19 protein-coding genes are annotated in these 20,208 nt (G+C 71.2%); 8 read left to right on the top strand and 11 right to left on the bottom strand.

The window, feature by feature from the left end; translation table 11 throughout:
* Positions 1–93: 93 nt before the first annotated feature.
* Both AQJ46_RS13850 and AQJ46_RS13845 read right to left on the bottom strand, forming a co-directional pair.
* Positions 94–1,269: a serine hydrolase domain-containing protein gene (locus AQJ46_RS13850; RefSeq protein ID WP_059205902.1), complete on the bottom strand. Its 1,176-nt coding sequence runs from the start codon at positions 1,267–1,269 to the stop codon at positions 94–96.
* On the bottom strand, positions 1,221–2,519 hold the full coding sequence (locus AQJ46_RS13845) for a multidrug effflux MFS transporter (protein ID WP_059205901.1): 1,299 nt from the start codon (positions 2,517–2,519) through the stop codon (positions 1,221–1,223). Before AQJ46_RS13845 ends, AQJ46_RS13850 begins: the two co-directional genes overlap by 49 nt.
* Positions 2,520–2,606: 87 nt before the next feature.
* Between AQJ46_RS13845 and AQJ46_RS13840 the strand changes: the two genes are divergently transcribed.
* Entirely contained in the window at positions 2,607–3,632 is a 1,026-nt protein-coding gene (locus AQJ46_RS13840; RefSeq protein ID WP_059205900.1) for a Gfo/Idh/MocA family protein, read from the top strand.
* Here AQJ46_RS13840 and AQJ46_RS13835 read toward each other — a convergent pair.
* A complete protein-coding gene (locus AQJ46_RS13835; RefSeq protein WP_059205899.1) occupies positions 3,619–5,259 on the bottom strand; it encodes an alkaline phosphatase D family protein in 1,641 nt (546 codons plus the stop codon). The two genes, AQJ46_RS13840 and AQJ46_RS13835, sit on opposite strands and share 14 nt — an antisense overlap.
* 135 nt (positions 5,260–5,394) lie before the next feature.
* Here AQJ46_RS13835 and AQJ46_RS13830 point away from each other — a divergent pair, with 135 nt between their 5' ends.
* The 3 genes from AQJ46_RS13830 to AQJ46_RS13820 all read left to right on the top strand — a co-directional run bounded on the left by AQJ46_RS13830 (position 5,395) and on the right by AQJ46_RS13820 (position 8,703).
* Positions 5,395–6,159 carry an SDR family oxidoreductase gene (locus tag AQJ46_RS13830; protein ID WP_059205898.1) on the top strand — a complete coding sequence of 255 codons (765 nt, stop codon included), beginning with the start codon at positions 5,395–5,397 and terminating at the stop codon, positions 6,157–6,159.
* Between the two features lie 345 nt (positions 6,160–6,504).
* Positions 6,505–7,971, top strand: a complete 1,467-nt coding sequence (locus AQJ46_RS13825) for an ABC transporter permease (protein WP_059205897.1) — start codon at positions 6,505–6,507, stop codon at positions 7,969–7,971.
* A gap of 42 nt (positions 7,972–8,013) precedes the next feature.
* Complete coding sequence (locus AQJ46_RS13820) at positions 8,014–8,703, top strand: ABC transporter ATP-binding protein (RefSeq protein WP_057613862.1); 690 nt, start codon at positions 8,014–8,016, stop codon at positions 8,701–8,703.
* Between the two features lie 22 nt (positions 8,704–8,725).
* Here AQJ46_RS13820 and AQJ46_RS13815 read toward each other — a convergent pair whose 3' ends face one another.
* Together AQJ46_RS13815 and AQJ46_RS13810 are read right to left on the bottom strand one after the other, a co-directional pair.
* Positions 8,726–9,706 (bottom strand): aldo/keto reductase, encoded by a 981-nt coding sequence (locus AQJ46_RS13815; RefSeq protein WP_059205896.1) that lies wholly within the window; start codon positions 9,704–9,706, stop codon positions 8,726–8,728.
* 64 nt (positions 9,707–9,770) lie between these two features.
* On the bottom strand, positions 9,771–10,097 hold the full coding sequence (locus tag AQJ46_RS13810) for a hypothetical protein (protein ID WP_059205895.1): 327 nt from the start codon (positions 10,095–10,097) through the stop codon (positions 9,771–9,773).
* 129 nt (positions 10,098–10,226) lie between these two features.
* Between AQJ46_RS13810 and AQJ46_RS13805 the strand changes: the two genes are divergently transcribed.
* The 3 genes from AQJ46_RS13805 (at position 10,227) to AQJ46_RS13795 (ending at position 12,395) form a co-directional block, all read left to right on the top strand.
* Positions 10,227–10,802 (top strand): DoxX family protein, encoded by a 576-nt coding sequence (locus tag AQJ46_RS13805; RefSeq protein WP_059205894.1) that lies wholly within the window; start codon positions 10,227–10,229, stop codon positions 10,800–10,802.
* A 36-nt stretch (positions 10,803–10,838) separates the two neighbouring features.
* Entirely contained in the window at positions 10,839–11,183 is a 345-nt protein-coding gene (locus AQJ46_RS13800; protein WP_059205893.1) for a MazG-like family protein, read from the top strand.
* 90 nt (positions 11,184–11,273) lie between these two features.
* Positions 11,274–12,395, top strand: coding sequence for a M24 family metallopeptidase (locus AQJ46_RS13795; protein WP_059205892.1), 1,122 nt, complete (start codon positions 11,274–11,276; stop codon positions 12,393–12,395).
* A 22-nt stretch (positions 12,396–12,417) separates the two neighbouring features.
* On the opposite strand, the gene AQJ46_RS13790 is transcribed toward AQJ46_RS13795, so the two are convergent.
* From AQJ46_RS13790 to AQJ46_RS13775, 4 genes are read right to left on the bottom strand one after another with little or no spacing between them, the layout of a single operon-like run.
* The gene (locus tag AQJ46_RS13790; protein ID WP_225887328.1) at positions 12,418–13,707 is read right to left on the bottom strand and encodes an NAD(P)/FAD-dependent oxidoreductase; all 1,290 of its coding nucleotides are present in this window, start codon (positions 13,705–13,707) and stop codon (positions 12,418–12,420) included.
* Positions 13,704–14,498, bottom strand: coding sequence for an amino acid ABC transporter ATP-binding protein (locus AQJ46_RS13785; protein ID WP_059205891.1), 795 nt, complete (start codon positions 14,496–14,498; stop codon positions 13,704–13,706). Before AQJ46_RS13785 ends, AQJ46_RS13790 begins: the two co-directional genes overlap by 4 nt.
* Positions 14,495–15,244, bottom strand: a complete 750-nt coding sequence (locus AQJ46_RS13780; RefSeq protein ID WP_059205890.1) for an amino acid ABC transporter permease — start codon at positions 15,242–15,244, stop codon at positions 14,495–14,497. The genes AQJ46_RS13785 and AQJ46_RS13780 overlap by 4 nt, the downstream gene beginning before the upstream one ends.
* Positions 15,245–15,253: 9 nt before the next feature.
* On the bottom strand, positions 15,254–16,192 hold the full coding sequence (locus tag AQJ46_RS13775; RefSeq protein ID WP_225887327.1) for a substrate-binding periplasmic protein: 939 nt from the start codon (positions 16,190–16,192) through the stop codon (positions 15,254–15,256).
* A gap of 239 nt (positions 16,193–16,431) precedes the next feature.
* Here AQJ46_RS13775 and AQJ46_RS13770 point away from each other — a divergent pair, with 239 nt between their 5' ends.
* The gene (locus tag AQJ46_RS13770; protein ID WP_059205889.1) at positions 16,432–17,634 is read left to right on the top strand and encodes a CdaR family transcriptional regulator; all 1,203 of its coding nucleotides are present in this window, start codon (positions 16,432–16,434) and stop codon (positions 17,632–17,634) included.
* A gap of 502 nt (positions 17,635–18,136) precedes the next feature.
* Here the strand turns inward: AQJ46_RS13770 and AQJ46_RS13765 are convergent.
* Both AQJ46_RS13765 and AQJ46_RS13760 read right to left on the bottom strand, forming a co-directional pair.
* On the bottom strand, positions 18,137–18,451 hold the full coding sequence (locus tag AQJ46_RS13765; protein WP_059205888.1) for a hypothetical protein: 315 nt from the start codon (positions 18,449–18,451) through the stop codon (positions 18,137–18,139).
* The gene (locus AQJ46_RS13760; protein WP_059205887.1) at positions 18,448–20,163 is read right to left on the bottom strand and encodes an MFS transporter; all 1,716 of its coding nucleotides are present in this window, start codon (positions 20,161–20,163) and stop codon (positions 18,448–18,450) included. The genes AQJ46_RS13765 and AQJ46_RS13760 overlap by 4 nt, the downstream gene beginning before the upstream one ends.
* Between the last annotated feature and the right edge of the window lie 45 nt (positions 20,164–20,208).

Raw genomic sequence — 20,208 nt, 5'->3', positions numbered from 1 at the left:
GCTGCCCCTTCGACCCCGCCGGGGGCTGCGCCCCCAGACCCCCCTCGGCCCTGAAGGGGCCTCGTCCTCAAACGCCGGACGGGCTGAAAACCCTCACGTCCCCCTCACCGCCCGCGCCACCCTCGTCGCCGCCTGCGCCCTCGGTCTGTTGTCCGGGGGGCGTCTTCGCGGGTGGACCGTGTTGGCCAGCAGTACGACGAAGGTGTCCGTCGCCGGGTCCAGGACCAGGGACGTGCCCGTGAAGCCCGTGTGGCCCGCCGCGCCCCGCCCGGCGAGCTCGCCCATGAACCACTTCTGGTCGATGGCGAAGCCCAGCCCCGGGGGGGTCAGCAGCAGCTCCACGAAGTCCGGGCCGAGGATGCGGGCGGGGCCGTACGCGCCGCCCGCCAGCAGTGTCCGGCAGAAGATCGCGAGGTCGCGGGCGGTCGAGAAGAGGCCCGCGTGGCCTGCCACTCCGCCCAGCGACCACGCGTTCTCGTCGTGGACCAGGCCCCGCAGCATCCCCCGGTCCGCCTTGGCCCACGGCCGGCGCTGGTCCTCCGTGGCCGCCGCTCGCGGGCAGGGGCCGAAGCGGGTGGACGTCATGCCGAGGGGGCGGGTGATGCCCTCGTGGACGAGGGCGTCGAGGGGGCGGCCGGTGATGCGTTCGAGGACGTGCTGGAGGAGGAGCGGATTGAGGTCGGAGTAGGTGTAGGTGCCGGGGACGCCGATGGGCGGCTCGGCGCGCAGGAGGTTCAGGCGCTCCTCGTCGCTGCCGCAGTCGTGGAGAGGGAGTTCGGGGCGCAGTCCCGAGGTGTGGGTGAGCAGCTCGCGGACGGTGACGGAGTGCGTCGCGGCCGCCGTGAAGTCGGGCAGGTAGGCCCCCACGCGCGCGTCTATGCCCAGCGTGCCGCGCTCGATCTGCTGCACCGCGGCCACGGCCGTGAACAGCTTGGTGAGCGATGCCAGGTCGAAGGGGGTGTCCACCCGGACGGGGACGCGTTCGCTCGCGGGCAGTTCCATGCCCGCGTCGGCTTCGGGGTCGTAGGACGCGTAGCGGACGGCCCAGCCCGACGCCTCCTCCACGGCGATCACCGGGCCGCGCCCGGCGGCCAGGACGGCGCCCGGGGCCCAGGGGCGTGCGCCGGTGGTCAGGGCGTGGAACTCCCGGACGAGAAGCCGGAGTTCCCCGGGGTCGAGCCCGGCCCGTTCCGGTGTGTCGATGCGCAGTCTCGGTGCGCTCAGCTCTCTACTCCCTCCGTAGTCGCACGCCTGTTCCCAGAACGGCACATTGCCATGAAACAGGTGAGCGCTACCAGTGCTGCCGCCAGTTGGACGACCGCCATCGGGACGGCCGTGTCCTCCCCGGCCATCCCGACCAGCGGGGAGGCGATCGCACCGATGAGGAAGGAGGACGTGCCGAGCAGGGCGGAGGCGGAGCCGGCGGAGTGCTTGGTGCGCAGGAGGGCGAGGGACTGGGCGTTGGGCAGGGTGACGCCCATCGCCGACATCAGGACGAAGAGCGCGGCGGCGACGGGAGCCAGGCCCACCTCGCCGAAGGTCCCCGTCGCCATCAGCAGCAACGCCGCGGCCGCCGCCGTCACGATCAGCAGGCCCACGCCCAGGGCGCGGTCCAGGCTCACCCTGCCCACCAGCACCTTGCCGTTGATCTGGCCGACGACGACCAGCCCGACGGAGTTCACGCCGAACAGCAGGCTGAAGGTCTGCGGGGAGGCGCCGTAGATCTCCTGGATCACGAAGGGGGACGCCGAGATGTAGGCGAACAGCGCGGCGAAGGCGAAGCCGCCGGTGAGCAGGTAGCCGGTGAAGGGCAGGTCGGCGAGGAGACGGCGCATCGAGTGCAGGGCCTCGCCGACGCCGCCGGTGTGCCGCTCGGCCGCCGGCAGGGTCTCGGGCAGCCGCACCCAGACCAGGGCGGCGAGCAGCGCGCCGATGGCCGTCAGGACCACGAACACACCCCGCCAGTCCGTCACCCGCAGGATCTGCCCGCCGATCAGCGGTGCGACGATCGGCGCGACCCCGCCGATCAGCATGAGGGTGGAGAAGAAGCGGGCCATCGCCACGCCGTCGTACAGGTCCCGGACCACGGCCCGGGCGATCACTATGCCCGCCGCGCCCGCGAGACCCTGCGCCAGCCGGAAGCCGACCAGGAACTCGACCGTCGGCGCGACGGCGCACAGCGCGGTGGCGACGACGTACACGACGAGACCGGCGAGCAGCGGGCGCCTGCGGCCCCAGCGGTCGCTCATCGGGCCGACCACCAGCTGTCCGAGGGCCATGCCGAGCAGACAGGCGGTGAGGGTGAGCTGGACGGTGGCGGCGGGCGCGTGCAGGGCGTCGGTGACCTCCGGCAGCGAGGGGAGGTACATGTCCATCGCCAGCGGCGGCGTGGCGGTGAGGCCGCCGAGGAGCAGGGTGACGAGCAGGCCGGTGCGGCGGACGGCGACGGTGGATGGCGCCTTGTCCGCCGCGGCCGCCCCCTGCTCCAGGTGCGGTGTCGGTGCCCCCTGCTCGGGCATGTGCCCCTCCCTCTCCGAATGATCCGGCACCTATGCTCTCAGCTCGTACAGAGTGCCGAGGGTCACGTGAGCGAGGGTGGGACCGGGATGACGACGGAGCAGAGCGTGCGCTGGGGGATTCTGGCGACGGGCGGGATCGCGGCGGCGTTCACCGCGGACCTGGTGGATCTGCCCGACGCGGAGGTGGTCGCGGTGGCCTCGCGGTCCGAGGCCTCGGCGAAGGTGTTCGCGGAGCGGTTCGGGATCGAGCGGGCGTACGGCGACTGGGGCGCCCTGGCCGAGGACGCGGACATCGATGTCGTGTACGTCGCCACCCCGCACTCGGCGCACCGCGCCGCCGCCGGTCTGTGTCTGGAGGCCGGCCGCAACGTGCTGTGCGAGAAGGCGTTCACGCTGAACGCGCGGGAGGCCGAGGAGCTCGTCGCGCTCGCGAAGGAGCACGACCGCTTCCTCATGGAGGCCATGTGGATGTACTGCAACCCGCTGATCCGACGGCTCAAGGCCCTCGTCGACGACGGCGCGATCGGCGAGATCCGCACGGTGCAGGCCGACTTCGGGCTCGCCGGGCCCTTCCCGCCCGCGCACCGGCTGCGGGACCCGGCGCAGGGCGGGGGCGCGCTCCTCGACCTCGGGGTGTATCCGGTGTCGCTCGCGCAGCTGCTGCTCGGGGAACCCACGGACGTCACGGCCAAGGCGGTGCTCTCCGAGGAGGGCGTGGACCTGCAGACGGGTGCGCTGCTGTCCTGGGACAGCGGGGCGCTCGCCTCCCTGCACTGCTCCCTGACCGGCGGCACCGCCACGATCGCGTCGGTCACCGGCTCGCTGGGCCGGATCGACATCCCGAACGGCTTCTTCCACCCGGACCGTTTCGTCCTGCACCGCGACGGGCGCGACCCGGAGGAGTTCGTCGCCGACCCGGCCGACGGGCCCCGCAACAGCCTCAAGCACGAGGCCCGCGAGGTGATGCGCGCGGTGCGGGCCGGTGAGACGCAGTCCCCGCTGGTGCCGCTGGACGGCACGCTGGCCGTGATGCGGACGCTCGACGCGGTACGGGACCGGATCGGCGTCCGCTATCCGAGCGAGGCGGGTGAGCCGGAACTCACACCTGCCTGAGCCCCTGGTCCCCCACCCTCGTCATGAAGGACGCGGCCGTGAGGACGGGCGCCCCGGGCGTGGTCACATACGGCACGACCTTGAAGTCGGCCCGCCCCTGCTCACGGTCCAGCCGGATGATCCCGTAACCGCGCCGGCCGTCGTAGAACTTCATGTGCGGGTTGGCCTTCGTGTACGTCTCCCAGGTCGGGAGGTGCTCGGCGCCGTCCCGGCCGCTGGAGATCGACGTGGGGACGATCTCGGTGCCGAGGGTGCGGGAGGACGGGTCGTCGAAGTCGTCCTTGATGTCGTAGGCGTAGGCGACGTGCACGTCCCCGGTGAGGACCATCAGGTTCTCGATGCCGGCCGCCTTCGCGCCGTCCAGGATGCGGCGGCGTGAGGCACGGTAACCGTCCCAGGAGTCCATGGAGAGCTTGGAGACGGGGTTGAGGTCCAGCTTGCGCTGGGAGAAGTTGACCTGTTGCGGTACGACGTTCCACAGGGCCCGTGAGTCGCGCCAGCCGTCGAGCAGCCAGCGCTCCTGCCGGTCCCCGGTCATCGTGCGCTCCGGGTCGTCGATCACCGGCCCGGGCAGCTGGAGGCCGTCGCCGTAGGCCTGGTCGGAGCGGTACTGGCGGGTGTCGAGGATGTCGAACTGGGCGAGCCGGCCCCAGTGCAGGCGGCGGTAGAGCTGCGCGTCGGGGCCCACCGGCAGCTGCGGGCGGCGCAGCGGCTGGTTCTCCCAGTAGGCGCGGTATGCGGCGGCCCGGCGCAGCAGGAACTCCTCCGGCGGGACGCTGTTCTCGGGGATGTCGTCGGCGTAGTTGTTCTCGGTCTCGTGGTCGTCCCAGGTGACCACGAAGGGGTGTGCCGCGTGGGCGGCGATCAGGTCGGGGTCGGTCTTGTAGAGGGCGTACCGCAGGCGGTAGTCCTCCAGGGTCACCGTCTCGTGGTTGAAGATGCCGGGGACGGTCCGGTCGGTGTAGTTGCGGTAACCGCCGACCGAGTTGACCGCGTACTCGTAGAGGTAGTCGCCGAAGTGGAGGACCATGTCGACGTCCTCGTCGGCGAGATGGCGGTACGCCGTCCAGTAGCCGTCGGTGTACGCCTGGCAGGAGACGCCCGCGAAGGTGAGCTGCCGGTTGCGGCTGCCGGGGGCCGGGGCGGTGCGGGTGCGGCCGGTCGGGCTGATCCACCTGCCGACGCGGAAGCGGTAGAAGAAGTCCCGGTCGGAGTCGAGGTGGTTCACCTCGGCGTGCACGGTGTGGTTGAACTCGGGGTGGGCGACGGCCGTGCCGCTTCTGGCGACGCGGTGGAATCTCTCGTCGTGCGCCACCTCCCAGTGGACCGTGACGCGTTCGGCCGGCAGGCCGCCGTCGGGCTGGTAGGGGGTGGGGGCGAGGCGGGTCCACAGGAGCACGGACGTGGGCAACGGGTCGCCGGAGGCGATGCCGAGCGTGAAGGGGTCCTCGGTGATCTTCGCGGCGTCCAGCTCAGCGGCGCTCGCGGTGCCGGCGGCCGGCAGGTTCACGGAGAAGGCGAGGGCGGCTGCCGCCGCGGTGACGGTCAGGAAGCGGCGGCGGGGTAAGTGGCGTACGGCGGCGCGGAGTTCTGGGGTGTGCTGAGACCTGCGGGGGTCGTGTGTCATCCGGTCCTCCCCTGACTGATGGATGCAGAGACCAATTGGAGTGGTCCAGGACTACTCCCGCTTGGCGCGTACACAACAGTCAGGTGTCGGACGAATGAGTTCCAGGTGGCGGCCGTTCGCCTACGCTGCGGCCCCATGGATGACAGGCAAGCTACGAACAAGGTCGCGGTGGTGACCGGCGCGGGCTCCGGGATCGGACGCGCGGTCGCGGTGGAACTGCTGGGCGCGGGCTGGTCGGTGGCGCTCGCGGGGCGGCGGACCGGGACACTGGAGGAGACGGCGGCACTCGCGCCCGGGGGCGACTGCGTGGCCCTGCGCACGGACGTCTCCCAACCGGACGACGTGGCCGCCCTGTTCGCCGCCGTCGTGAAGCGGTTCGGCCGGGTGGATCTGCTGTTCAACAACGCGGGGACCTTCGGGCCCGGCGGGGTGCCGGTGGAGGAGCTGCCGTACGACGCCTGGCGGCATGTGGTGGACACCAACCTCAACGGGGCGTTCCTGTGCGCGCAGGCGGCGTACCGGCAGATGAAGGAGCAGGACCCGCAGGGCGGACGGATCATCAACAACGGCTCGATCTCGGCGCACACACCCCGGCCGCACTCCGTCGCCTACACCGCGACCAAGCACGCACTCACCGGTCTCACCAAGTCGCTGTCGCTGGACGGGCGGCCGTACGGCATCGCGGTGGGGCAGATCGACATCGGGAACGCGGCGACGGACATGACCGCGCGGATGGAGACCGGGGCGTTGCAGGCCAACGGGGAGGTCGCGCCGGAACCCGTGATGGACGTGGCCGATGTGGCGCGCACGGTGCGGCACATGGCGGAGCTGCCGCTGGCGGCGAACGTGCAGTTCGCGACCGTACTGGCGACGGCGATGCCGTATGTGGGGCGTGGCTGAGCAATCGATTTCCACAAGCGGAATATGCGCTTCCACCCCCACCGAGGCTGGTTGGCGGCTTATGCTCATCACGCGCTCTCCACAAGAGCTTCACACTTGGGGGGTGGCGTTCCGTCGGCCTCGCCCGAGGGGGGAGTGCGGCGGCCGTCCATGGGCCGGGTGGGGGTGGATCTCGCGTGGGACCGCGAGGTACGCACCGGTCCGTGGACGGCCGCCGCGCAACATTCTCAGCTCGCGCACATCCCTTCTCAGCCGGCACATATCCCTTCCTCACGGCCCCGCAATGCTGCGTCCCTACCTTGAGGGCGCGCCCACAGCGGGCGCCAAGAACCTTCGAGGAACGGGATGTTTGGCATCTATCTCAAGCGCGAGCTGGGCCGGCGCAAGAAGGCGGCCCTGGTCATCGCTCTGGGTCTGGCGCTCGGTATCGCGCTGGTCATCACCGTGAACTCGGTGTCGGCCGGTATGACACAGGCTCAGGACAAGGTCCTGAAATCGCTCTACGGGCTCGGCACCGACATGACCGTCACCAAGGCCAGGTCGGCCCCGACGTCCGGGAGTTCGGGCAGACCGAACTTCCAGTTCGACGCCAACTCCAACGACAGCGACGACACGCAGAGCTCCGACCGCGTGATGACCCAGGGCGGTCAGGCCCTGGCGTCGAGCGTGGTCACCAAGGTCTCCCAGCAGAGTGGCGTGGCGAGCGCGGTGGGCGCGCTGACCCTGAATGTCACCAAGGTCGACGGCTCCTTCACCCAGGGCAAGGCGCAGAGTTCCGGTGGAAACACCGGGAACGGCGGCCAGGGCGGTCCGGGCGGCGGCAGCAGTGGCAGCACCGCCGCGCCCCAGGTCCAGGGCGGCGGCGCCAACTTCGACGTGAACTCCTACTCCGTCGCCGGCGTGGACGTCACCGACCAGACGCTCGGCCCGCTGGCCGGCTCCAAGATCACCACCGGCAAGACCTTCACCGCCGCGCAGACCGACGCGAAGGTCGCCGTCGTCAGCAAGGCGTACGCCAAGGAGAACTCCCTCAAGGTCGGTGGGACCCTGAAGATCTCCGGGACCAAGTACACGATCATCGGCATCGCGACGCCGGACAGCAGCGAGTCCACCACCGACGTCTACCTGCCGCTGAAGCAGGCGCAGACGCTGGCCGACGCGAAGAACCAGGTCACCACGATCTACGTCAAGGCGAGCGACTCGAAGCAGATCGACTCCGTCAAGTCGGCGATCCAGAAGAACATCTCCGGTACGACCGTCACGACCTCCGCCGACCTCGCGGAGACCGTCTCCGGGTCCCTGTCCACCGCCTCCAACCTCGCGACCAGCGTGGGCAAGTGGCTGTCCATCGCCGTGCTCGTGGCCGCCTTCCTGGTCGCCGCGCTGCTGACCTCCTCGGCGGTCTCCCGCCGGGTGCGCGAGTTCGGCACCCTGAAGGCGCTCGGCTGGCCGAGCCGCCGGGTCACCCGGCAGGTCGTCGGCGAGTCGATCGTGAACGGCCTGCTCGGCGGCGCCCTCGGCATCGGCCTGGGCCTCGCGGCCGCGTACGCCGTGACCATGATCAGCCCCAAGCTGACCGCGCAGCTCGGCAACACCGGCGGCGGTGGCGGTGCGGGCGGCCCCGGCGGTGGCGGCCCCGGACAGCAGGCCACCCAGAACACCATGGAGATCGCGCTGACCGCGCCCGTCTCGATGACCACCATCGCGCTCGCGGTGGGCCTCGCGGTGACCGGCGGGCTGATCGCCGGGGCGATGGGCGGGTGGCGGGCCTCCCGGATGCGGCCCGCGGACGCGCTGCGCAGCGTGTCGTAACCGCTGTCGCCCTCCCCACTTCTTCTTCTCTACGGAGTTCTCATGTACAGACTCACCGGCGTCACCAAGCGCTACTCGCGCGGCAAGGAGACGGTGGAGGCGCTGCGGGGCGTCGACCTCACCATCGAGGACGGCGACCAGTTGGTCATCCAGGGCCCCACCGGTGGTGGCAAGTCCACGCTGTTGCAGATGATCGGCGGCCTGGACCGCCCGACCGAGGGCAGCGTCGAACTGGACGGCGTCGACCTGGCGAAGATCAGCGAGGCCAGGCTGACCCGGCTGCGGGCCGAGAAGATCGGCATCATCTTCCAGTCGTTCAACCTCATCCCGACACTGACCGCACAGGAGAACGTCGAGACGGCGCTGGTCCCGCTGGGAGTGAAGCCGGCGGAACGGCGCGAGCGGGCGGCGGAGGCGCTCCGCTCGGTGGGGCTGGGCGAGCGGCTCACCCACGCGCCCGCCGAGCTGTCCGGTGGGCAGCAGCAGCGGGTGGCCATCGCGCGTGCGCTGGTCAAGAAGCCGAAGGTGCTGCTCGCCGACGAGCCCACCGGCAACCTCGACGAGTCGATGCGCGACGAGATCATGGCGTTGCTGGAGGGGCTGTGGCACGAGTACGGGCTGACGTTCATCCTGGTCACCCATGACTCGTCGATCGCTCGTCGGGCACCTCGCCTCGCGACCATCAAGGCGGGACAGCTCACGTTGACCGAACAGTCGTTGGCTCAGGGGTAGGAGCCGTTCGAGGCGGGGCCGCTCACCGTTCCAGGATTCGGTTGATCTCGGTCAACTGGTCGGCGGTGAGCGGCCCTTTCTCGATGGCGCTCGCGTTCTGCTCCGCCTGGGTCACCGACCGGAAGCCCGGGATCGGGACCGTCTTCGGGCTGCGGGCCCAGATCCAGGCCAGGGCGCCCTGGGCGAGCGTACGGCCGTTGCTCGTCAGGATCTCCTTGAGCGCGTCGATCCTCGCCAGCCACTCCGGGTCGGCCGCCGCGCCGTCGCCGAAGCCCTGGAGCCAGGCCGGGGGCTTGCTGCGGATGTCACCGGCGTCCTGAGGGCCCTGCCTCTTGCCGGCCAGCAAACCCATCGCGAGCGGGCTGCGGTTGATGCTGGCCAGGCCCAACTCCTCGCACAGGGACAGCATTTCGGGAGCGTCCTGCATGACGTTCAGCGCGTGCTGCACGGCCGCACAGTGCTCCCCTCGCGCGAACACCGCGGCGCGGGCCGGGTCGTCGGTGCTCCAGGCGTAGGCGCGGATCAGCCCTTGCTGTACGAACTCCTCACACAGGTCCCGGAGTTCGGCCGCGCGCTCGGGGTCCAGGTCGTTCAGGTGCAGCTGGTACAGGTCGACGTGGTCGGTGCCGAGGCGGTCGAGGGACGCCGTGAGGGCGCGGCGGGCGTGGGCCGGGGTGTCGTCGACGCCGGTGCGGGTGCGGGTCTCCTCGTCGAATACGTTGCCCCACTTGGTGGCGACGATGACGTCGTCCCGCCGCTTGCCCAGGGCCCGTCCGAGCACCCGCTCACTGTGTCCGGCGCCGTAGGTGTCCGCCGTGTCGAAGAAGGTGATGCCGAGGTCGAGGGCGCGGTGCACGGCCCGTACGGACTCCTCGTCGTCGACCTTGCCCCAGCCGAGGGGCTGTCCGTCGGCGTCCTGCCATTCGCCGCCGATCGCCCAGCAGCCGAAGCCGAGAGCGCTTACTTCCATGCCGGAGCGGCCGAGAGTGCGTGTGGTCTCCATGCCTGAACGCTAGGAGTTGAAGTGCGCTTCAGGGCAAGGGGTTCGGCGAGGGGGTTTCGTGGTTTCAGGCCTGGCCGGTCTCGAAGCGGGCGATCCTGCCGTCCTCCGTGACCGTGAAGTCCCAGCGGGTGCGCATCTCGCCCCAGGTGTCGTTGCTGTAGTGGGCGAGGAGGGAACGGCCGCCGTTGGACTCGTTGTCGACGTCGATGTGGCCGTGGGAGGAGAAGATCTCCCGGTCGACCCACTCGTCGAGGTCACGGTCGCTGCCGTCGTCCGCCATGGTCGCGCCGGGCGCGAGCAGGGACTGGAAGGCCTCGCGGTCATGGGCGTTGACGGCGGAGACGAAGGCGCGGACGGCCGGGTCGCTGAGTCGGGCGGTCTGAATCGTCATGCCAGCCAGACTCACACCACGCCCCCGGGGCCGCCACCCGAACGGCCGCGCGGGTGTTCCGGACAGGTGTGAGCGGTGCGACGGTGGAAACGCGAGGGGGGTCTCGTTCCACTTCTGCTGGGAGTCATCGTGACCGCATACGACCGACGTGATCTGGGCCTGCTGCTCCTCCGGCTGGGAACCGGGGGTGTGCTGGCCGCCCACGGCGCGCAGAAACTGCTCGGCTGGTTCGGCGGGGGCGGCCTCGAGGGAACCGGCCAGTTCATGGAGTCCGTCGGGTACGCGCCGGGCCGGGCGAGCGCCACGGCGGCGGGACTGGCCGAGGCGGGCGGCGGCACCCTGCTGGCACTGGGCCTGGCAACCCCGGCGGCGGGCGCGGCGGCGGCCGGCGCGATGGCCGGCGCGTCCGCGGTTCACGCCCCCAACGGCTTCTTCAACGCGGGCGGCGGCTACGAGTACGCGGCCTCGCTGGGCCTGACGGCGGCGGGCCTGGCGGTGACGGGGCCGGGCCGGATCTCCCTGGACCACGCCCTCGGCCACACGGTCAACCGGGGATGGATGGTGCCGGTGGCGCTCGCGGCGACGGGGCTGGTGACCGCGGCGGTGGTGGGGGCGCGGGGTCTGCGGCTGCGGGAGAAGAAGGACGGGGACGACGACGCGCAGACGGCGCTGTTCGATGAGGAGGAGGCGTTGTTCGGGGAGTAGCCGAACGGGACCCCGCGCCATGGGAAGCTGCTCCGCATGAGTGATCTCGGCACGCCCTCTCCGGACCTCTGGAAGTCCGTCGACGCCCTGTGGGCCTGGCTGGAGGCGGATCAGCCGGTGAGCGGTCGCGAAGGCCTCCTCCTGCGCATGCTGAAGCTGTCCGAGGAGGTCGGAGAGGTCTCCGAGGCGGTCATCGGGGCGATCGGCCAGAACCCGCGCAAGGGCGTCAGCCACAGCTGGGAGGACGTGCAGGGTGAGCTGTGCGACGTGGTGATCACCGCACTGGTGGCGCTGCGCACGCTGACCCCGGACACCCGCGAGGTCTTCCACCGCCATCTGACGCGGGTGACGGAGCGTTCGCTCGGCCCCGAGGCGGCCTGAACCCTCACCCGCTCGGCCCACGCCCCCGGGCACCCCGCACCTCACTCCTCGGACGATGAACCGGACGACGGCAGCGGTCGGAGGAGCCCCATGCACGACACCCCCGCCCCCTTCACGGAAGAGGACTACGCGGCTCGCATGTCCAGGGCGGCCAGGGACGCGGCCGAGACCGGCCTGGCCGGACTGCTCATCACGCCGGGCCCCGACCTGACGTGGCTCTGCGGCCACCGCCCCGCCGCGACGACGGAACGCCTCACGCTCCTCGTCCTCACCCCCGGTTCCGAACCCCGCCTGCTGGTCCCGTCCCTCGAACGCCCCGACGCGGAGTCGGCGCCCGGCGCGGACGCCGTCCGCATCTCCGACTGGCGCGACGGCCAGGACCCGTACGCGGCAGCCACCGGCCTCCTCCTCCCCAACGGCCGCTACGCCGTCTCCGACACCACCTGGGCCCTGCACCTGCTGGGCCTCCAGGAGGCCCTCCCCCTCACCACCTACCGCCCCCTGACCGTCGTACTCCCGCTGCTGCGCGCCATGAAGGACGACCACGAGGTGGCCCGCCTCGCGTCGGCGGCAGCGGCGGCGGACGCGGTGTACGAGGAGATCCTCGCCGTACGGTTCACCGGCCGCCGCGAGTCCGAAGTGGCCGCCGACCTGGCCCGCCTGCTCCGCGAACAGAGCCACAGCCAGGTCGTCACGGTGGTGTCCTCCGGCCGGAACAGCGCGAACCCGCACCACAGGACGGGCGAACGGACGCTGAAGAAGGGCGACATGGTGATCCTGGACTTCGGCGGCCTGAAGGACGGCTACGCCTCACACCTGACCCGCACGGTCCACGTCGGCGAACCGACGGAGGAGGAACGCACGGTCCACGACCTCGTCCGTACGGCCCAGCAGGCGGCCTTCGAGGCGGTCGCCCCCGGCGCGACCTGCCAGGAGGTCGACCGCGGCGCACGCCGGTGGATCGAGGACGCGGGGTACGGCGAGTACGCCGCCGAACGCACCGGCCACGGCATCGGAGTCACCGCTCACGAGCCACCGCACCTCACCGGGGGCGAGGAGACCTTCCTCGCCCCCGGCATGTGCTTCTCGATCGGGTCAGGTGTGTATCTGCCGGGCCGCTTCGGCGTACGGGTCGAGGACGTCGTGACGTGCACGGCGGACGGAGGGAGGCGGCTCAACGCCACGGATCGCGGGATGGCGATCGTGGCGTGAGAGCACCGGCCGCCGTGCCTCCTCAGCCGCGCAGCCGGTCGAAGCCGAACGGGGCGAGGACCTCGGGGCGGCGGCCGGTGCGGATGTACTCGGCGAGCCGGTGGCCGGTGGCCGGACCCAGGGTGACGCCGAGCATGCCGTGGCCGGTGGCCGCGAAGGCGTTCTCCCGGCCCGGCAGCCGGTCGATCACCGGGAGGCCGTCCGGCAGGAAGGGCCGGCCGCCGACCCAGGGGTCGCGGATCAGGCTCACCAGGTCGTCGGGGTCGTCGAACCACCGGCCCAGGTAGTGGCGGCTGGCAAGCGCCACCGCGACGATCCGGCGCCAGTCGAGGCGGTTGTTGTTGCCGCTCAGCTCCATCGTGCCGCCGATCCGGGTGGTGGTGCCGATCGGTGAGGCGACGGCCCTGCGCTCGCCGAAGTACAGGGTGTGCCGCGGTGCCGGGTCCAGGTCCACCGCGAAGCTGTAGCCCTTGCCGGCCTGGAGCGGCAGCCGGTGTCCGAGCTCGCGCAGCAGCGCCGGGGACCGCATTCCGGCCGCGACGACGACGGCCGAACAGGGGATCTCGCCCCGGTCGGTCCGCAGTGCGGTCACCCGCCCTGCCCCGGACCGGAATCCGGTGACCTCCGCGTTCTCGTGGACCTTCACACCCGCGGCGGCGAGCGCCTCGCCGAGTCCGCGGGCGAACCCCTCCGGATCGACCACGCCCTCGCCCTCGACGAGGTAGGCCGCGCGCACCTTGGAGGAGAGCGCGCCGTCCAGCAGACGGGCCTCGTCGCCCGTGGTGATGTCGTCGGGCATCGGATAGTGGCCCTCCGCCATCTCCCGCTGGATCGCGAGGTGATGACGGGCCTCGGCCTCCGACAGGAACGCGTGCACCATGCCGGGCCGGGTCAGGGTGGTGGCCACCCCGGCCTCGCGCAGCCCGTCGAAGAGGTCGAAGGTGTCGTGGTTCAGGTCGGCGATCGCCGCGTAGCCCCGCCGGAAGGCGGCCGGTGCGCTGCTGCGCCAGAACCGCCACAGCCAGCGCAGGAACGCCGGGTCGGGAAGGGGCCGCAAATAGAGCGGCGAGTCGGGGCGGCCCAGGGAGCGCAGGGCGTAGCGCAGCACTCCGGGGGACGGAACGGGCGTCGAGTGGCTGAGGCAGACCCAGCCCGCGTTGCCCCGGGACACCCCCGAGCCCAGCCCGCGCCGCTCGACGACCTCCACCGGAAGTCCGGCCGCCGCCAGGTAGTACGCGGTGCACAGTCCTACGACACCGCCCCCGACGACCACCACGGGTCCGTCGCCGGTGAGAGCGGGCGTACCGGTCACGACGCGGTTCCGTACGAGGCGAGGAACTCCCGGGTGCGGGCCCGGGAGGGGTTGTCGAGCACGTCGTCGGGCCTGCCCTCCTCCACGATCCGGCCGCCGTCGACGAAGACGACGTGGTCGGACACCTCGCGGGCGAAGGGCAGTTCGTGGGTGACCAGCAGCATCGTCATTCCGTCCGCGGCGAGTTCGCGCATCACGCTCAGTACCTCCCGGGTCGCCTCGGGGTCCAGGGAGGACGTGGGCTCGTCGAAGAGCAGCAACTCGGGCCTGAGGGCGAGGGCCCGGGCGATGGCGACGCGTTGCTGTTCGCCGCCGGACAGCTGCTCGGGCCGGCCGAGGGCACGGTGCGCGACACCGACCCGGCGCAGCAGCGTGACGGCACGCTCCAGCGCCTCCTGCTCCGGGATGCCCGCCTTGCGCTGGGCCAGGACGACGTTCTCCACGGCGGTCAGGTGCGGGAAGAGGTTGAACCGCTGGAAGACCATGCCGACGGTACGGCGCAGCCGGGGCAGGTCGCGGCAGACCGTGCGGCCGTCGCTGTGCACCACCTCACCGGCGACCTCGATCGTGCCGCGGTCGGGCCGTTCCAGCAGGTTGACGCAGCGCATCAGGGTCGTCTTGCCGCCACCGCTCTGTCCGATGACGCTGACGATCCGGCCGCGGTCGACCTCCAGGTCCACCTGGTCGAGGACGAGACGGCCGTCGAAGGACTTGCTCAGACCGTTGATCCGTACGACGGCCTCTGTCGGTGTCCGAGGCGTGGTCTGCGGGGTGGTGACCGACTCGGTCATACGGCACCTGCCTTCATGTCGGCCTCCACGGCCGAGGCGAGCAGGACGCGTGCCGCCTTCAGGCGCCGGCGTCGCCACGGGGAGAGGGGGATGCCCGCCCGCACCTTGCGTTCGAGGAGCAGGAGCAGCTGGGAGAGCGGGTAGCACAGGGCGAAGTAGATGGCCGAGATGACCAGGTACACCTCCAGGGCCCGGAAGGTGGCCGAGGTGATCAGTCGCCCTTCGGACATCAGCTCGGCGGCGGAGACGGTGACCAGCAGCGAGGTGGACTTCAGCAGGTCGACGAGCATGGTGTTGGTGCCGGGAAGCGCCTGCCGTACGGCCTGCGGCAGGACGATGTGCCCGAAGATTCCCGCCCGGCCCAGGCCCAGCGCCTCCCCGGCCTCCGTCTGTCCGGCGTGCACCCCGCTGATGGCGGAGCGGAAGATCTCGGACAGGTAGGCGGCGTAGAAGACGACGAGGCTGAGGCAGCCGGCGGTGAAGACGTCCAGCCGGATGCCCACCGAGGCCAGGCCGAAGTAGGTGAGGAAGATGATGGCGAGGAGCGGGACGTTCTTGAACACCTCGGTGTAGACGGCGGCGACGGCCCGCGCGGGCCACGCTCTGCTGAGCCGGAGCAGCGCCACCGCGAGACCGAGCAGGACCGCGCCGACGAAGCTCACGACTGTGTAGGACACGGTGCGCCACAGGGCGTCGACGAGGTCGGGCCGGTAGTCGGACCAGGGAACCTGGAAGAGGCCGGACATGTCGTCCCCTCACTTCGCGATGGTCGGCGGATTCCAGTCCTGCGGCCGGTCCACGCCCCGGCGCGCGGTGGCGACGTCGGCGGCCGGCTTGAGGAACTGCTCGGGGTCGCCGCCGTACTTCTCGACGAGCTTGGCCATCTCGCCGTTCGTGTACATGGCGTCGATCTGCGCGGAGATCGCCTGCTCCAGCTTGGTGGCCTTCTTGGGCAGGTAGAAGCCGGTCTGGTACGGCTGGAAGTAGGCGTACGCGGGCTTCGCCTTGACCTGGGCGGCGGTCGGCGGGGTCAGGTACTGGGTGCTGATCTTCAGCTCCGGACGTTCCTTCTGCGCCGCGATGATGAGGAGCGGGTCGAGGAAGCCGACGTCGACGCGGCCCGCGCCGAGGTCGTCGAAGACGCCGTTGGCGTCGGGGTAGGCGTGCAGTTTGGCACCGGGGACGGACTGGATCGACTTGACCCAGACATAGCCCTCGACGGTGCCGAGGCTTCGATTCTCGAGGTCGTCGACGGTCTTGTACGTCTTGCCGTTGCGGACGGCCATCGCCGGGGGCGAGTAGTAGGGCGGGTCGGTGAACAGCCCCTGCTTCTGCCGGTCAGCGGACCAGGCGACACCGCCGACGGTGATGTCCACGCGGCGGGACTGCACCCCGGCGAGCATGCCGGCGAAGTCAGTCACCTGCGGTTCGACCTCCAGGCCGAGCTTCTTGGCCACGTGGTTGAGGATGTCGCCGTCCAGGCCGACGATCTTGTCGCCCTGGACGCTGGTGTAGGGGGCGTACGGCTGTACGGCCACCTTGATGACGCCGGGGGTGAGGGTGCCCAGCGCGGCGGTCTTCGCCGACACGTTCTTGGGGCCGTCGTCGTCACCGGAGCCGCAGGCGGCGGTGCCGAGGAGCAGGAGGGTGGCGGACAGAGCGACGGCAAGCGGACGCATACGGATCATCGGCATGGGCCTTCCGTAACGATGCTGAAGGAAGCAGAGGGGAGCCCGCCGACTCACCGCGCTGTGCCCCCGGCGGGGATGTGAGGGGGATGGATCGGGGAGGTGATTGCGGATGCGATGGGGCCATACGCTACGAACCGGCTCCGGTTACGTCACCGTGTACTCCGTACAGACTTGTGGCCGAATTCGATCGATCCGCTGTACGGTGCGTCCACCCGGGCCCGCCCTCGACGGGAGAACCGCTCATGCTGAGCCCGTCACTCGCGCAGGAGATCGCCTCCGACACCACCGCCGTCATCGGCTTCAACGTGCTGATCACCGACGCGGGCGGCCTGGTCATCGGCAGCGGCGACAGCAGCCGGGTGGGCAGCTTCCACGAGGCGTCGGTCGAGGTCGTCCGCACCCAGGAACCCGCCACGCACAACGCGTCGCAGGCACAGCAACTGCGCGGAGTACGCCCGGGAGTCACCCTGCCCCTGGTCGCGAACGGAAAGGCCGTCGGCACGGTCGGGATCACCGGAACGCCCGCGCAGGTGCGCCGGTTCGGGCTGCTCGTCAAACGCCAGACGGAGATCCTGCTCAGGGAGTCCGTGATGCTGCGCTCCCGCCTGCTCGCCGAGCGGGCGGCGGAGAAACTGCTGGCCGACGTCGCGTCGTACGACCCGCAGGTCGTGGAGGGCGACTTCCTGCTGTTCCGGGCCGCCGAGCTGGGCTTCGACCTACGGCTGCGGCGGGTCGCGGTCGCCATCGAGGTACGGGTCCCCGACGCGGGCACCCGACGCCAGGGCGCACCTACCCGGGACATGGCACTGGTCCGTTCGGAACTGCTGCGCACGGTTCGCGAGGTCTTCGCCGACCCCCAGGACATCATCGCCTCCACGGCTCCCGGCTGGATCGGCGTACTGCGCAGACTCCCGGACCGGCGCCCGGTGACCTCCCTGCTGGACGACTGTCGGCGGACCACCGACGTCATCGCCGCGCAGGACGGTCTCGTCGCCCGAGCCGGCATCGGCGAACCGGCGGCCTCCGTGAGCGGCCTGCACGACTCCTACCAGGACGCCTGCGACGCGCTCCGCCTCGGGGCACGCGTGGCGAGCGACTCCCCCGTCCACCTGATCACCGACCTGCGCGTCCACCAGGCCCTCACGGCGGTGTCCCAGCCGGCCCGCAACCGCCTGATCGAACGCACCACCGCGAGCCTGCGCGACCAGCCGGACTGGCCGGTCCTGCGCGACACCATCACGGCGTGGTGCGAGAGCGGATTCAACCTCGTCCGCGCCTCCGAGGCCCTGCACATCCACCGCAACACCGTCGTCTACCGGATGAACAAGATCGAGCAGACGACCGGCCGGCCACTGCGGGACCACCGGACCACGATGGCGTTGTATCTGGCCTGTCTGGCCGATCGGTTGGGCGGAGGGACGGGGGCCGGCGACGGGGGCGGGTGAGTCGTCGGCGCGATCGCCCCGGCCAGCCGGAGGCCGTGGTCGCCTCTGGGTCTCGCGGGCGGGTCGCCGAGGTCCGCACGACAAGGCTGGGCGGTATGACGATGTGGGCTCTCTCGCCGCAGCGGGCCGAGGGCCAGGTGGTCGTTGGTGCAGAACAGCGCGGTGACCTCGGGGCACGGAGCCCCCCGCTTCTCCAGGGTGGCGCGCCAGCCGGCCTCGCGTTCCTGCGCGTCGAGCCAGGAACGCGGCCCGACCAGGTGGTGCAGGGGGTGGGGGGCAGGGACGTCGGCAGCTCCGGCCGGACCGCGACCAGCCGAGCGCCCTTGCCCGACCCGTCGGCACCCCGGGCGAGCTGCTACGGCCTTCGCGGCCGCCCACTCGCCATGGCGGACGTGACCACGTCGTCGACCACGGAGGTGACCGTGTCCGTGCCCCCCAGGGCGTGGCCGGGCCCCGGATCCGTCGGGGGGCGGTCGGATCCGGGGCTCTGGTGCGGTGGTGGTCAGGCGATCCGGCGCAGCTTCGGGACGATCACATGGCTGACGTGCTCCTGGACGGTCTGCATCGGGACGCGCTGCGCCTCGAGGACCACGGTGCCGTGCGGGGCGGCGTGCTCACGCACCGGCGGACGGGACTCCCACTCGACGCCGCTGCCGACCAGGACCGCGATGAACCGGCCGGTGTCCAGCAGGGAGAGCGCCTCCTCGTCACGGGTCACGCCGACCGCGTGGAAGCCGTTGGCCTCGATGATGCCGGTGGAGGCGTCGACCAGGTGCCGCTCTCGGCCGAGGACCAGGACGTTCTTCTCGTTGCTCATGCCGTCACCTCGGTGGGCTCGGGGCTCACGGCGGCCGCGTCGGCGGGCCGCGAGTGCTTGGGCAGGGTCAGGAAGCCGGCGGCGGCGATCACCAGGATGCCGGCGTCCAGCAGCAGGACGGTACGGAACGCGGAGGAGTAACTGACCGAGTCGGCGCGGGCGATGGCCCCGCCGAAGGCGCCGGCGACCTTCGGGGCGTCCTTGCGGCAGTCGGCCGGGACCTCGCTCGGGTCGACGGAGTCGGCGCGCTGTTGCACACAGGTGCGGAAGTCGGCGACCAGTTGGTCCTGGGAGGTGACGCCGGCACTGCTGAGGGCGGACTTCAGCGCCGGGGCGGCCTCGTCGGCGGCGTCACCGGACGCGCCCGCGACCTGGGCGAAGAAGATCACGCCGGTCAGCGCGACACCGAGCGCCATCCCGAGCTGCTGGACGGTGTTCAGCAGGCCCGAGGCGTTGCCCGCCTGTTCGCCGGGGACCTGGCCGAGCAGCAGATCCAGGGTCGGCGCGACGATCAGGCCGAAGCCGATGCCGGAGACGATGTGCACCGGGATGATCTGCCAGGACGCGAGGCTGTGGCCGTAGTGGGCGACCAGGACGGAGAAGGCGACGAAGCCGATCGCGTTGACGATGCCGCCGGCCACCAGCACGTTGCGGCCGAACTTGGGGACCAGCTTGTCGGGGGCGTTGCCCGCGCCGATGCCCACCCCGATGGCGAAGGTGGCGGCGGTCAGGCCGGCGTGCATCGGCGTCCAGCCGAGGCCCTGCTGCAGGAAGAGCGTCCAGACGAAGAAGAATCCGCCGACCGCGGTCCAGAACAGGAACCACACCGCCATGCCGATGGAGAACGAGCGGGAGCGGAACACCCCGAACTCGACCAGTGCGGAGCCGACCTTGGCGAAGCGGCGCTTCTCGTAGGCGAGGAAGACCGCGAGCAGCACCAGGGCGCCGGCGATCATGCCGTAGGTCCAGGCCGGCCAGCCCAGGCGGCGGCCTTCGGTGAGCGGGTAGACGAGCAGCACCACGGCGGCGAGGGCCAGCGGCATGCCGAGCAGGTCGAGCTTGGGGCGCTGCGGGGCGCGGGACTCGCGGATCACCAGGGCGCCGGCGATCAGCGCCGCGATCCCGACGGGGACGTTGACCAGGAAGATCGGGCGCCACTCCCAGCCGAAGAGGTTCCACTGCACGACCACGCCGCCGAGGGCGAGGCCGAAGACCGCGGAGGAACCCGTGACCGCGCCGAAGATGGCGACCGCCTTGCCGCGCTCGCCCGGCGGGAAGACCACGTGCAGGATCGCCAGGATCTGGGTGACCATCAGGCCTGCCATGGCGCCCTGGACGAACCGGGAGACGATCAGCATCTCGGGGTTGACCGCGACGCCGCACAGCAGCGAGGCGATGGTGAAGCCGGCCATGCCGATCAGGAAGACGCGCTTGCGTCCGAAGATGTCGCCGAGCCGGCCGCTGAGGATCAGCAGGGCGGCGAAGGAGAGCACGTACGCCGCGATGACCCACTCGATCTGGGCGTAGTCGGCGTGCAGGTCGCGCTGGATGCTCGGGACGGTGACGTTGACGATCGTCGTGTCGACCAGGTCCATGAATCCGGCGATCAGGACGACCGCGAAGGCCAGGCGGCGCTTCGGGTCGGGTGCGGTGCCACCCGCGGCTTCCTGCGGCGGGGCGGCGGGAGTAGATGCGGAGATGTCTTGGGTCACGGGACAAGTATGCACTTCCAGTGACTATCCCTCAAGGTGATAATT

It is taken from the genome of Streptomyces canus (assembly GCF_001514145.1).
Classification (GTDB): domain Bacteria; phylum Actinomycetota; class Actinomycetes; order Streptomycetales; family Streptomycetaceae; genus Streptomyces; species Streptomyces canus.
This window is presented reverse-complemented; position numbering and strand designations above follow the sequence as displayed.